The sequence below is a fragment of the Stenotrophomonas sp. TWI1149 genome, assembly GCF_039673155.1.
Taxonomy (GTDB): Bacteria; Pseudomonadota; Gammaproteobacteria; order Xanthomonadales; family Xanthomonadaceae; genus Stenotrophomonas; species Stenotrophomonas maltophilia_AA.
The window spans coordinates 271083-284338 of record NZ_JBDJLB010000002.1; the positions used below are offsets into that span (position 1 = coordinate 271083).

The 13256-nt window shown below is 65.2% G+C and carries 12 protein-coding genes; 9 read left to right on the forward strand and 3 right to left on the reverse strand.

Features of this window, described 5'->3' with window-relative positions; translation table 11 throughout:
• Positions 1-74 precede the first annotated feature (74 nt).
• Positions 75-371 (forward strand): hypothetical protein, encoded by a 297-nt coding sequence (locus ABE424_RS03420; RefSeq protein WP_346490841.1) that lies wholly within the window; start codon positions 75-77, stop codon positions 369-371.
• Positions 372-420: 49 nt separating this feature from the next.
• Here ABE424_RS03420 and htpG read toward each other — a convergent pair whose 3' ends face one another.
• Together htpG and ABE424_RS03430 are read right to left on the reverse strand one after the other, a co-directional pair.
• Positions 421-2319, reverse strand: a complete 1899-nt coding sequence (gene htpG / locus ABE424_RS03425; RefSeq protein ID WP_346490842.1) for a molecular chaperone HtpG — start codon at positions 2317-2319, stop codon at positions 421-423.
• A 332-nt stretch (positions 2320-2651) separates the two neighbouring features.
• Positions 2652-3341 carry a hypothetical protein gene (locus tag ABE424_RS03430; RefSeq protein ID WP_346490843.1) on the reverse strand — a complete coding sequence of 230 codons (690 nt, stop codon included), beginning with the start codon at positions 3339-3341 and terminating at the stop codon, positions 2652-2654.
• A 501-nt stretch (positions 3342-3842) separates the two neighbouring features.
• On the opposite strand from ABE424_RS03430, the gene rsmD reads away from it, so the two are divergent.
• The 6 genes from rsmD to ABE424_RS03460 all read left to right on the forward strand — a co-directional run bounded on the left by rsmD (position 3843) and on the right by ABE424_RS03460 (position 8628).
• Positions 3843-4445, forward strand: a complete 603-nt coding sequence (gene rsmD / locus ABE424_RS03435; RefSeq protein ID WP_346490844.1) for a 16S rRNA (guanine(966)-N(2))-methyltransferase RsmD — start codon at positions 3843-3845, stop codon at positions 4443-4445.
• A 7-nt stretch (positions 4446-4452) separates the two neighbouring features.
• Positions 4453-4962 (forward strand): pantetheine-phosphate adenylyltransferase, encoded by a 510-nt coding sequence (coaD, locus tag ABE424_RS03440; protein ID WP_019183241.1) that lies wholly within the window; start codon positions 4453-4455, stop codon positions 4960-4962.
• A gap of 47 nt (positions 4963-5009) precedes the next feature.
• Positions 5010-5501 carry a hypothetical protein gene (locus ABE424_RS03445; protein WP_070427135.1) on the forward strand — a complete coding sequence of 164 codons (492 nt, stop codon included), beginning with the start codon at positions 5010-5012 and terminating at the stop codon, positions 5499-5501.
• 125 nt (positions 5502-5626) lie between these two features.
• Positions 5627-5911 (forward strand): YfhL family 4Fe-4S dicluster ferredoxin, encoded by a 285-nt coding sequence (locus ABE424_RS03450; protein WP_019183239.1) that lies wholly within the window; start codon positions 5627-5629, stop codon positions 5909-5911.
• A complete protein-coding gene (gene ggt, locus ABE424_RS03455; RefSeq protein ID WP_346490845.1) occupies positions 5908-7644 on the forward strand; it encodes a gamma-glutamyltransferase in 1737 nt (578 codons plus the stop codon). The genes ABE424_RS03450 and ggt overlap by 4 nt, the downstream gene beginning before the upstream one ends.
• A 96-nt stretch (positions 7645-7740) precedes the next feature.
• Positions 7741-8628: an MBL fold metallo-hydrolase gene (locus ABE424_RS03460; RefSeq protein WP_346490846.1), complete on the forward strand. Its 888-nt coding sequence runs from the start codon at positions 7741-7743 to the stop codon at positions 8626-8628.
• Between the two features lie 126 nt (positions 8629-8754).
• On the opposite strand, the gene upp is transcribed toward ABE424_RS03460, so the two are convergent.
• Complete coding sequence (upp, locus tag ABE424_RS03465; protein WP_346477916.1) at positions 8755-9390, reverse strand: uracil phosphoribosyltransferase; 636 nt, start codon at positions 9388-9390, stop codon at positions 8755-8757.
• A 162-nt stretch (positions 9391-9552) separates the two neighbouring features.
• Here upp and ABE424_RS03470 point away from each other — a divergent pair, with 162 nt between their 5' ends.
• Together ABE424_RS03470 and ABE424_RS03475 are read left to right on the forward strand one after the other, a co-directional pair.
• The gene (locus tag ABE424_RS03470; protein WP_346490847.1) at positions 9553-12123 is read left to right on the forward strand and encodes a TonB-dependent receptor; all 2571 of its coding nucleotides are present in this window, start codon (positions 9553-9555) and stop codon (positions 12121-12123) included.
• Positions 12123-13241 carry a phytase gene (locus tag ABE424_RS03475; protein ID WP_346490848.1) on the forward strand — a complete coding sequence of 373 codons (1119 nt, stop codon included), beginning with the start codon at positions 12123-12125 and terminating at the stop codon, positions 13239-13241. Before ABE424_RS03470 ends, ABE424_RS03475 begins: the two co-directional genes overlap by 1 nt.
• Positions 13242-13256: the final 15 nt, after the last annotated feature.

The following is a 13256-nucleotide window of genomic DNA, read 5'->3' on the forward strand; positions in this document are numbered from 1 at the left end:
TGGCCGATGCGGCCGTTACCTGTTGTGAAGGGCTGCGCCATGCGGGTGCGGCCATAACAGCGAAACGGTGAACGATGAGCGTGATGTCCATTGCCAGCTCAGGCATGCGCGCTGCCTCGCTGGGCGTGCAGGCCGCAGCCTCCAACGTGGCACGGCTGCCGGTCACGGAGACCGCCCGGCTGGGTGTCGCACAGACGGCAGCGGCAGGAGGCGGCGTCACCGCCACCGTGGTTGCCGCGCCGGACGATGCCAATGCGCCGATCGCGGACGTGTTGACGGCCAGGGAAGCCGCGCTGGCGTTTGCCGCCAACGCGGCGGTGGTCCGCCGTCAGGACGAGATGCTGGGCACCCTGCTGGACCGCTGGGCCTGATCCGGTCGGTGTGCCGGCCGCTGTGGCCGGCACCCTCCCGTAGCGCCCGTTACGCCGACAGCTCCAGCAGCAGCTTGTTGAGCCGGCGCACATAGGCCGCCGGGTCCTTCAGCGTGTCGCCCGCGGCCAACGCAGCCTGGTCGAACAGCACGCGGCTCAGGTCGTCGAAGCGCGCGGCATCGCCTTCCTGGTCCAGCTTGCCGATCAGCGGATGGCCCGGGTTGAACTCGAACACCGGCTTGCTGTCAGGCACTTTCTGGCCGCTGGCTTCCAGGATCTGGCGCATCTGCAGGCCCAGGTCCTGTTCGCCGATCGCCAGGATCGCCGGCGAATCGGTCAGGCGGTGCGAAACGCGCACGTCGGCGACGTCGTCACCCAGCGCGGCCTTGATGCGGTCCACCAGCGCCTGCTTGTCCTTGGCGACGGCTTCCTGGGCCTGCTTGTCTTCGGCGCTTTCCAGCGCGCCCAGGTCCAGATCGCCACGCGCGACATCGACGAACGACTTGCCGTCGAACTCGGTGAGGTAGCCCATCAGCCACTCATCGATGCGGTCGGTGAGCAGCAGCACTTCCACGCCCTTCTTGCGGAACACTTCCAGGTGCGGACTGTCCTTGACCTGGGTGTGGCTGTCGCCGGTCAGGAAGTAGATCTTGTCCTGGCCCTCGATCATGCGGCCCACGTAGTCGGCCAGCGAGACGCTGGGCTCGCCGCTGTCGTCATGGGTGGAGGCGAAGCGCAGCAGGCCGGCGATCTTCTCGCGGTTGCCATAGTCTTCCGCCGGACCTTCCTTGAGCACCTGGCCGAACTGTTTCCAGAAGCCGGCATAGACCTCCGGCTTGTCCTTGGCCAGTTTCTCCAGCATGTCCAGCGAGCGCTTGGTCAGCGCCGACTTCATCGAATCGATGACCGGGCCGGACTGCAGGATTTCGCGCGAGACGTTCAAGGAGAGATCGTTGGAATCCACCACGCCCTTGATGAAGCGCAGGTACAGCGGCAGGAACTGCTCGGCCTGGTCCATGACGAAGACGCGCTGGACGTAGAGCTTCAGGCCCTTGGGCGCATCGCGGTGGTACAGGTCGAACGGGGCGTGGCCGGGGACGTACAGCAGCGAGGTGTACTCGAGCTTGCCTTCCACCTTGTTGTGGCTCCACGCCAGCGGATCCTGGTGATCGTGCGCGGCGTGCTTGTAGAACTCCTGGTACTCGGCGTCGGTGATCTCGGTACGCGGCCGCGTCCACAGCGCGCTGGCACGGTTGACGGTTTCCCATTCGATCTCGGCCGGGGCGTCTTCGCCGTGGTGTTCCTTGACCATCTGGATCGGCAGGCCGATGTGGTCGGAGTACTTCTTGATGATGCCGCGCAGGCGCCAGCCATCGGCGAAGTCGCGCTGGTCATCCTTGAGGTGCAGGACGATGCGGGTACCGCGCTCGGGCTTGTCGATGCCTTCCACGTCGAACTCACCTTCGCCGCGCGAGGACCAGTGCACGCCCTCGCTGGCGGGCAGGCCGGCGCGACGGGAGTAGACGTCGACCTGGTCGGCGACGATGAAGGCGCTGTAGAAGCCGACGCCGAACTGGCCGATCAGCTGGGAGTCCTTTTTCTGGTCGCCGGAGAGCTGGCGCAGGAAGTCGCCGGTGCCGGATTTGGCGATGGTGCCCAGGTGGGCGATCGCTTCGTCACGGCTCATGCCGATGCCGTTGTCGTCGATGGTCAGGGTGTTGGCCGTGGCATCGAAGCTGACGCGGATGCGCAGGTCGCCGTCGTTCTCGAGCAGGTCCGGCTGGGTCAGCGCTTCGAAGCGCAGCTTGTCCGAGGCGTCGGCCGCGTTGGAGATCAGCTCGCGAAGGAAGATTTCCTTGTTGGAATACAGCGAGTGGATCATCAGCTGCAGCAGCTGTTTGACTTCGGTCTGGAAGCCCAGGGTTTCTTTTTGGGTCTGCACGGTCATGGGTCGTGTTGCTCCTTGGGACATTGCCGCGCCCGGCGCGGCGGCTGGCTCAAGGGGTAGGGGTGGCGGCACGGGTTTTCAAGGGCGTGGAAGCAGCGCGTAGACCTGCGTGGAACCTGATGATGCGGGCGGAAGCCCGCGGTCTTGTGGGCAGACGCGGCCCTTCTGTATTGATGGGGCAGAGGCGGGGCGCTTCCGCCTGGACTGGTCGCGCCCCGTCGTCATTGTGAATGAACATCACACTATTTCGTTGATGGCCCAGCGTCTTTTTGCTGATGATGCGGCTCAATACCTACTAAACATTCTGGAGTGACGGAGCAACTTCGCTTGCTTCAGTTGATAGTCACCGAGCCACTGTCGGAGCCACATAGGCGGGGGACGCAGCCTTCCATTTTCGTTGACACCCTTCTTGGCTCGTGAACGATACAGATCGCGGTTGCAACATGACTTCCGCTGAATGGGCTGGCATAAAACTGCGAGAAATTGGTTATACACCTCCCGCCATCGACTGAAACACTACCTCGCATGGAGCCGGAGATTGAGCTGCTGTAGCGAATGGAGCCCGTGGAGTGGAAATTGACGCCTACGCGGGCTGAGCCATTGGGTGCATTTGCAAAAACATAATCGGTTGATCTATCCATGAACGTCCCCGGGTTTTGAGGGGTAGCTACTTCTGGGTCGAGCGCCTTGTTCTCATCGCCCAACTCGCATATCCAGGCCGCAATACTTCCTTTCAGCACTGCTTCTCCTCCAGCCGGCTGCGCATTCTTTTCGAGGCAGAAGGCCTCATGGTAGAGCTGCGTTGCCTTGCTTTGGCGAGAATACTGATAGGTGGGATCCCCGTCTTCGTTGATCAATAAACGTTGTTCGACGGCGACGAAGCCCCCTTCAAAGTCCGGCCACTCAGTGGTCCTGACCATGGTGCGCCCCTCGCCTGTATTTTCTACTCGATCTTTTTGAGAGGTGGGAGGGGCTGCAGATACTGGGAGTGCAATTATCAGGGTGATCGCGAGTTTATTCATTGTGAGTGTCCAGAAGGCCGCAGATGCGGCAATTGGATTCTCTTTAATCAAGTGGGATTGTGCAGCGCCCGTCGTCTCGAAACTGCGAGCCTGTCAATGATATATTTATATTGATACTGGTGAGGCTATTTGCTGTGCCGATGTTGGGTAGTCATCGATGCATAGAATTACTAATCGATTGACAACCCGGTTGCGAACATTGATTGGTGGATGAGAGGCGTTGCGACGCAGCCATGCGTACTGGCGAAGCTTCGAGCGACAAGGGCGCTCAGGGTTTGCGGAATAGTAGATTGATGTATGAATGCCACGCTCCTCGCCCATCCATACAGAGGTGCGGGTCCAAGATCTATCGATGAGATCGCCCCGTGTCGCGTTTGGTCCATGAAGCGCACTCGCCCGGTACCACCGATTAGAATATTGGACCGCCTTCCCCCCAGACCTTCGTGCCATGACCCGTTTCCCTCCGTTTCACGCGTCGACCCACTCAACCAAGAGCCACGCATGAAGTCGCGTCAGCCGGCGGCCGCAATGGGCCAGGTTCGGATCATCGGGGGCAAGTGGCGCAACACCAAGCTGCCGGTCGCGCTTGCGCCCGGGCTGCGGCCCAGCAGCGACCGCGTGCGGGAGACGCTGTTCAATTGGCTGGGGCCACGGCTGGGTGGAGCGCGCGTGCTGGATCTGTTTGCCGGCAGTGGTGCGCTGGGGTTGGAAGCGGTCTCCCGCGGCGCCGCGCATGCCACCTTGGTAGAGCGCGATTTGGCGCTGTGCCGCCATCTGCGCGATTCAGTGGCCCGGCTGAGTGCGCAGGCGCAGGTGCAGGTGGTCCAGGCCGAAGCGCTGCAGTGGCTGCGGCAGCCACCGACGGTTCCGGCCGATATCGCCTTCGTCGACCCGCCCTTCGCCGACGGGCTGTGGGACCCGGTCATAGCGGCGCTGCCGGCCCACCTGGCCGCCGATGGCTGGCTGTACGTGGAATCCCCGGCCGATCTCACGCTCCGGATCCCCACCGGATGGCTGCTGCACCGCGAGGGGGGCACCCGGGAGGTCCGTTTTGCCCTGTATCGGCGCGCCACTGCTACACTTTCACCAGACCAACACGCGTAGCTGACGTATGACCGTGGCCAACCGCCGCATTGCCGTGTACCCGGGCACCTTCGATCCGATCACCAACGGTCACATCGATCTGGTGAACCGCGCTGCGCCCCTGTTCGAGAAGGTGGTGGTGGGCGTGGCGCAGAGCCCGTCCAAGGGGCCGACGCTGCCGCTGGAGCTGCGTGTCCAGCTGGCCCGCGATGCGCTGGGCCACAACCGCAACGTGGAAGTGCGTGGTTTCGATACCCTGCTGGCGCATTTCGTGCGCTCGGTGCAGGGCGGGGTGCTGCTGCGCGGCCTGCGCGCGGTGTCCGATTTCGAATACGAATTCCAGATGGCGAGCATGAACCGTCATCTGATCCCGGAGGTCGAGACGCTGTTCCTGACCCCGGCCGAGCAGCACAGCTTCATTTCGTCTTCGCTGGTCCGCGAGATCGCCCGCCTGGGCGGCGACGTGTCCGGCTTTGTGCCGTCCGCCGTGCTTGAGGCGCTGCGCAAGGTCCGTGAAGCGAAGTCGGGCCAAGCGTAGTACCTGTCAGACCCATACATACCAAGAATCACCAAGGGAGGAATTCCATGAACAACACCATGCGTGCCATGTTGATCGCGTCGTTCGCGCTGGCCTTCACCGCCTGCAAGAAGGAAGAGGCCGCACCGGTCGTCGAAGCCCAGCAGGCGCTGGTCGCCCCGGCTGCCGATGACGATGCCGGCTGGAAGAAGTACCTGCAGGCCGTGGCCGTGCAGAACATGGGCAACATCAGCAACAGCCCGTACCTGTACTACCTCTCGCCGGAATCGGATCCGGAATTCGCCGCCAAGTATGAGCGTCAGGTCGAAAGCGCCACCCAGGCCGTCGCCCGTGGCGTGCAGCCGGGCAACATGCTGGCCTTCGGTTCCTCGGCCTCGGCCAAGATGGCCGACATGATCCAGGCCGTGTTCAAGGACGTCTCGCCGGACTCGATGAAGGGTGTGCGCGTGGTCTTCATCGGCAAGGCCGCCGACAACGCCCGCGTCCAGTCGATCATCCAGCCGACCGGCGCCGAGTACATCTTCGTCGAAGCCAAGTAACCCGTGCAGTGGCGGCCGCGCCTCGTGCGCGGCCCGGGTGGCGCCCGCAGGGGCGTCACCGATGACCGGCCCGCGCGCCCGCGTGGGCCGGTTCTCATCCGCCGGCGCGGGCGTGGAGTAACGCCATGTCGCTGAAAATCAATGAGCTCTGCGTCAATTGCGACGTCTGTGAGCCGGCCTGCCCCAATCAGGCCATCTCGATGGGTGAAACCATCTACGTGATCGATCCGGCCCGCTGCACCGAGTGCGTGGGGCATTTCGACGAACCCCAGTGCGTGGTCGTCTGCCCGGTCGAATGCATCGATCCCGATCCGGACATTCCGGAAACCCAGGACGCCCTGCTCGCCAAACTGCGCGGGCTGCAGCGCGATCATCCCGAATTGTATGTCACGGAGTTTCTGCCGAAATGAGAACGCTGTCGCGTCGTTGGTTGCTGCTCGTCCTGCTGGTGGCCCCGGGTGCCTGGGCTGCCGGATCCGCGCAGGCGGTCCTGGCCAGACATCCGGATGGCGTGGCCGTCGCCAGTGGTCACCATCTGGCGACGGAAGCCGGCATGGAAATTTTGGCCAAGGGCGGCAACGCGTTCGATGCCGCGGTGGCGGTCTCCGCCACGCTGGCGGTGGTCGAGCCGATCAGCTCGGGCCTCGGCGGCGGCGGCTTCTTCCTGCTGCACGATGCCGCCACCGGCAAGGATGTGATGCTGGATGCGCGCGAAACCGCGCCGCAATCCGCGACGCCGGCCGCCTTCCTGGACAAGAAGGGCGAGCTGGACCGCGACCGTTCGGTCAACGGTGCGTGGTCGGCCGGCATCCCGGGCCTGCCGGCAGCGCTGGTGGAACTGTCCTCCAAGCACGGCAAGCTGCCGCTGAAGACCTCGCTGGAACCGGCCATGCGCATCGCGCGCGAGGGCTTCCCGGTGTATGCGCGCATGGCCAAGGGCTATCAGTCCCGGCGCGAGGTGATGCAGCGCTATCCCGGCACGCGTGAGGTGTACGAGCGCAACGGCAAGCCGATCGCCGAGGGCGACCTGTTCCGCCAGCCGGAACTGGCGCGGACCATGGAGCGCCTGGCCGACCTGGGCTTTGACGGGTTCTACCGCGGCGAGACCGGCACGCTGCTGCTCAAGGGCGTCAAACAGGCCGGCGGCCACTGGACCGCCGAGGAGCTGGCCGGCTACCGGGTCAAGCTGCGCGAGCCGATCGCCTTCAAGTACCGCGACTGGACCATCACCACCGCCTCGCCGCCGTCCTCCGGTGGCATCGCGCTGGCCGCCATGCTGCAGATCCTGGAAGGCTGGGATCTGAAGTCGATGGACCAGGCCCACCGCACCCATCTGGTGGTGGAAGCGATGCGTCGCGCCTACCGCGACCGCACCTTCTTCCTCGGTGATCCGGACTTCGTGGATATCCCGCAGAAGGTACTGACCAGCAAGGACTACGCCCAGGGCCTGCGTGCCACCATCCACCCGGAGAAGGCCACCCCGAGCGATCTGCTGTCGGGCAACCCGACCCCGCTGGAAGATGACGAGACCACGCATTTCTCGATCATCGACCGCGAGGGCAACCGCGTCGGTGCGACCCAGACCGTGAACCTGCTGTACGGCTCGGGCCTGATTCCGTCGGGTACCGGCGTGCTGCTGAACAACGAAATGGACGATTTCGCGCTGAAGCCGGGCACGCCCAACGCTTTCGGTGTGATGGGCTATGCGGCCAATGCGCCCAAGCCGGGCAAGCGCATGCTCAGTTCAATGACGCCGACCTTCATGGAATCCGCCGACAAGGTCGTGGTGCTCGGTACGCCCGGTGGCAGCCGCATCATCACCATGGTGCTGCTCGGCATCCTCGGCTACGACGACGGCCTGACCGCCCAGCAGGTCGCCGCGCTGCCGCGCTACCACCACCAGTGGCTGCCGGACCTGATCGAGGCCGAAGACGGCACCTTCGATGCGGATACCATCAAGCAGCTCCAGGCGATGGGCCACAAGATCGATCTGCCCGGCGACAGCGCCGCCGGCGGTCGCGGCTCCAGCCACGTCTGGGGCAACCTGCAGACCGTGGAATGGGACCGCCGCAGCAACGTGCTCAGCGGTGGCAGCGATCCGCGCAATCCGGTGGGCAGCGCCAAGGTCAGCCAAGCGCACTGATTGAGTGCGGAAACGAAAAACCCCGTCCCAGTGGCGGGGTTTTTTCATGGGCGACGACTAGCGAATATTTAACGGTCGCGCGACGATAATTTGCGGATGAAACTATGGTCCATCCGCGGTAACTCGCAGAAACTCGACGGCGGCGCGATGTTCGGCAATGCGCCGCGCGCGGTCTGGGAAAAATGGGCAGTGCCGGACGATCTCAACCGGATCGAGCTGGCCTGCCGCGCGCTGCTGGCCAGCCCGCTGGCCGGCAAGACCGTGCTGTTTGAAACCGGCATCGGCGCCTTCTTCGAGCCGAAACTGCGGGACCGTTACGGCGTGCAGGAACCCGGCCACGTGCTGATCGAATCGCTGCGCGAGGCGGGTTTCGAGCACGAAGACATCGACGTGGTGGTACTGAGCCACCTGCACTTCGACCACGCCGGCGGCCTGCTGGCGCCGTGGAGCGAGGGCCGCTCGCCCGAACTGCTGTTCCCGAATGCGACCTTCCTGGTCGGGGCCGAGCACTGGGCCCGCGCGCTGCATCCGCATCCGCGCGACCGCGCCAGTTTCATTCCGGAACTGCCCGGCCTGCTGGAGGCAAGCGGTCGGCTGGAAATCGTCGATGGCCCTTACTCCAAGACCCTGGGCGACAGCGTGCGTTTCAGCTTCAGCGACGGGCATACCCCGGGCCTGATGCTGGCGGAGATCATCGGGCCGGAGACCGTGGAGGGTCAGCCGCGAGGCGGCGTGGTGTTCTGTGCGGACCTGATCCCGGGCCGCTCATGGGTGCACGTCCCGATCACCATGGGCTACGACCGCAACGCCGAGCTGCTGATCGACGAGAAGCGCAGCTTCCTGGAAGACAAGTTCGCCCGCAACGTCCATCTGTTCTTCACCCATGACCCGCACTGCGCGTTGGCGCAGGTGTCACGCGATGAGAAGGGCCGCTTCGGCACCGTGCACGAACAGGGCGAACTGAAGGCCCGCGCGCTGGCGTAACGCCTGCGCAACCACACCGGTAGGTGCCGACCGTTGGTCGGCACGGCACCCTCGACGCATCCCGGCCATCGCTAAACCATGTGAAGCACCGGCGGCCGGTGACGGCCGCCGCTGCAGACGCCGGGATCAACCGACCACGCGGGTCCCGAAAATGCGGTCGCCGGCATCGCCCAGGCCCGGCAGGATGTAGCCCTTGTCGTTGAGCTGGGCGTCGATCGCGGCGGTGAAGATCTCCACGTCCGGATGCACGGCCTGCACCGCGGCGATGCCTTCCGGTGCGGCGACCAGGAAGATGCCCTTGATGCGACGGGCACCGGCGCGCTTGAGCATGTCGATGGTGGCGATCAGGGTGCCGCCGGTGGCCAGCATCGGGTCCAGGATCAGCGCATCGCGCTCTTCCAGGCGGCCGGTCAGGCGCTCGAAGTAGGGCACCGGCTGCAGGGTTTCCTCATCGCGCTGCAGGCCGACCACGCTCACGCGCGCGGCCGGGATCAGCGAGAGCACGCCGCTGAGCATGCCCAGGCCGGCGCGCAGGATCGGCACCACGGTGATCTTGGCCCCGGCGATGCGCTGCACCGTCACCGGCCCGGCCCAGCCGGCCATGGTGTGGGCCTCGGTCTCCAGATCGGCGGTGGCCTCATAGGCCAGCAGCCCACCGAGTTCATTGGCCAGCTCGCGGAAGTCCTTGGTGCTCAGGGACGCATCGCGCATCAGGCCGATCTTGTGCTGCACCAGCGGATGGCGCACTTCGACGATTTTCATGGGGGAAAGACTGCAAAGGAGAGGCCGATAGTGTGCCGCAACACCCCACCGAAGCCAAAAGCCGCCCCCCCCACCCAGCGCCTCGATGTCCCCGGTGTCATCCCCATGCAACCTCCCGGACATACCGTGCTGACCCATTCTTTACACAGATTGGGGAATGCAGTGCAGAAGAAGCGTCCGTTGGGCCTGGCGATCAGCCTTTCGTTGCTGGCGGTGATCACCCCGTCGGTCCATGCCGCCGATACCCCCGATGGCAGCACGGTGGCCGGCAGCGCCGCCGCCGGGGCCGCCGCCATCGACCTGGACCGCGTCGAGGTCCGCCCGCAGCTGGAGTCGCAGACCCGTGCGGTCGACCTCAAGCGCAGCAGCGATGCGATCGAAGATGCGGTGTCCTCCGATGCCATGGGCGTCTATCCGGACAAGAACGTGGCCGAATCGCTGCAGCGCCTGCCGGGCGTCAGCGTCACCCGTGACCAGGGCGAGGGGCGCTTCGTGGTCATCCGCGGCCTGGATGCCAACCTCAACAGCGTCAGTGTCGACGGCATCGCCATCGGCACCCCGGAAGATTCGAGCCGTGCCGCGCCTCTGGATGTGATTCCGTCCGATTCGACCGAGCGCCTGCGCGTGGTCAAATCGCCGACCCCGGACATGCCCGGCGACGCGATCGGCGGTGCGATCCTGGTCGAGTCCGCCTCGGCCTTCGACCGCGAAGGCCGCAACCTGCGCGGCAAGATCGAAGCCAGCCACCAGCAGCTCTCCGGCAACACCAGCCCCAAGGCGGCGATCAACTACAGCGAAGTGTTCGCCGATACGTTCGGCGTCGCGCTGGGCGTGAACTACCAGAACCGCAAGTTCGAGTCGGACAACACCGAAGTGGAGTACGGCGAATTCGACGGGGGTGCGGAGGACGACCTGTTCGCCAACAGCCTGCAGCAGCGCAAGTACGAGATCGAACGCAAGCGCATCGGCGCCAACCTCAATCTCGACTGGCGTCCGGATGAAGATAGCCGCTATTACCTGCGCACGCTGTACAGCCAGTTCGACGATGCAGAAACCCGCCAGCGCACGATCTTCAACTTCGGCGATGGCGAGGTCACCGCGCTGGGCAACAACCAGTACCGCGTCGAGGACCTGCCGGCCGATGCGATCCAGAAGCGGATGCGGTACCGCACCAAGAAGGAAAATACCTTCACCACCAGCGCCGGTGGCGAAAACCGCCTCACGAATGCGGTTGTCGACTACAAGGTCGGCTACACCCGCACCGAAGAGCGCGTCAACGATGAGATGGAGGCGCGCTTCGAGTACAACGGCGACGACCTCGGCGCGAGCGTCGATCAGAACAGCGGCATCCCGCGCTATTCGCTGACCAGCGCGCAGCGGATGGACAACGGCAACTACGATTTCGACCGCTTCGTGCTCTCGCCGAAGCAGGTCAACGACAGCGAGCGCAGCGCGCAGATCAACGTGCGCTTCGATGGGGATTCCTCCAGCGTCAAGTTCGGCCTGCTCGGCCGCTGGCGCGACCGCGACGTCAATGTCGACGAGCGCGAACTGCGCGTCGGCCCCGACGTGGCGCTGTCGGACTGGACCGCCGCCACCCCCGATCACCGCGGTGGCAGCCTCGGCCAGGGCATGAGCTCGGATGCCATGCGTCGCTACTGGGCCCAGCATGGCGGCCAGTACAGCGCCCGTCCGCAGGACGCCGGTGGCAACGCGCTGACCTCGCTGGAAGAGGACTACACCGCCAGCGAAGACATCTTCGCCAGCTATGCGATGGGCACCTGGGATGTCGGCGCGCTGCGCATCATCGGCGGCGTGCGCGTGGAGAACACCCAGTTCAGCGCGACCGGCAACAGCGTCGAGGTGGCCAGCAACGGCCGCAGCTTCACGGTCACGCCGCTGAGCGTGAGCCGCAGCTACACCAACGTGCTGCCCGGCCTGCACCTGCGTTACGACGCCGGCGATGACTGGGTGCTGCGCGCGGCCGCCAACAAGACCGTCTCGCGCCCGTCGTTCGGCGATGTGGCGCCGCGCGTCGGCCTGAGCCGGGGCGACGAGGAAGTCCGGATCGGCAATCCGCAGCTGGATCCCTACGAATCTAAGAACATCGACCTGTCGCTCGAGAAATACCTCGGCAGCACCGGCATCGTCTCGCTGGGTGTGTTCCACAAGTCGATCGATGGCTATATCGTCAACACGGTGAGCAACACGGATCCCGCGTACCCGGACTTCGAGGTCACCCGGGTGATCAACGGCAACAAGGCCACGGTCAAGGGCGCCGAATTCAACTGGCAGCAGCAGCTTGCCTTCCTGCCGGCGGGTTGGGATGGCCTGCTGGTCGGCGCCAGCGGCACTTGGCTGGACACCGATTTCGATCCCGGCGTGGCCGGCCGCGAGCGCGACGATTTCATGCTGCCGCGCGCCTCCAAGCATGTGTACAGCGCACACCTGGGCTATGAAAAGGCCGGTTTCAGCACCCGCGTGGCTGCGGTCTACCGCAGCGAGTACCTGGATTCGCTGGGCGACAGCCGCGCCTACGATATCTACGTAGCGCCCAATACCCAGCTCGATTTCAGCCTGGACTACAAGTTCACCGCCCACGTGAGCCTCTACTTCGAAGCCCAGAACCTGCTCGACAAGCCGCTGGAGCTCTACCAGGGCGTGCGCTCGCGCACCCTGCAGAACGAAGAATATGGCCGCACCTACGCCCTCGGCCTGAAGGTTGCCCTGTGATGCGCGCCGCCCATTGCCTGAGCCTGCTCGCGCTGGCGCTGTTGACCGCCTGCACGCCGCCAGCGACGCCCGACGCTGCGGCACCCGCCGCGCCGACGGCTGCGGCCGACGCCTCCGCCGCACGCGATGTCGCCACGGTCGCCGAGGCGTTCCTGACCCCGATGACCCCGGACGACAACATCGACTCGCCGGCCAGCTGGACCACGCCCGAGGGCCAGGTCTGGTTGATCGCGACCGCCAAGGCCACCGACAAGCTGATGGTCTACGACGGGCAGACCGGCGCGAAGCTGCGTGACGTCGGCAGCCTCGGCACCGCCCCCGGCCAGTTCGACCGCCCCAACGGCATCGCCGTGGTCGATGACCTGGTGCTGATCGTGGAGCGCGACAACCACCGCGTGCAGGTGCTGCAGCTGCCGGACTTCACCCCCCTGGGTGTGTTCGCCGCCGACGACCTGCGCAAGCCCTACGGCCTGTGGGTGAACAAGCAGGGCAGCGGCTACGACGTGTACGTGACCGATTCCTACGACGCGGGCGAAGACGCGCAGGGCAACGACGTGCTGCCGCCGCTGGCCGAACTGGACAAGCGCGTGCGCCGTTACGCGCTTACCGTGCAGGACGGCAAGGCGCAGGCCACGCTCACCGCCAGCATCGGTGACACCACCGAAGCGGGTGCGCTGCGGGTGGTCGAATCGATCTGGGGCGACCCGGCCAACGACCGCCTGCTGATCGCCGAAGAAGACGAAACCTACGCCAGCGAGTTCAAGGTCTACACGCTGGAAGGCCGTTTCAGCGGCACCACCTTCGGACGCGATGCGTTCCAGGCCCAGGCCGAAGGGGTGATGCTGCGGACCTGTGGCAAGGATGGCTGGTGGATCACCACCGAGCAGGGCAAGCAGCGCAGCGTGTTCCACCTGTTCGACCGGCACAGCCTGAAACATGTCGGCGCGTTCCAGGGCAATACGGTGGCCAACACCGACGGCATCTGGTCGATGCAGGCGCCGTCCGCGCGTTTCCCGCATGGCGCGCTGTACGCGGTGCACGATGACCAGGGCGTGGTGGCGTTCGACTGGGCGAGCATCGCCAAGCAGTTGTCGCTGCCGCTGGAGTGTGGCGCGTGAGCCGCGTTCCTGCCG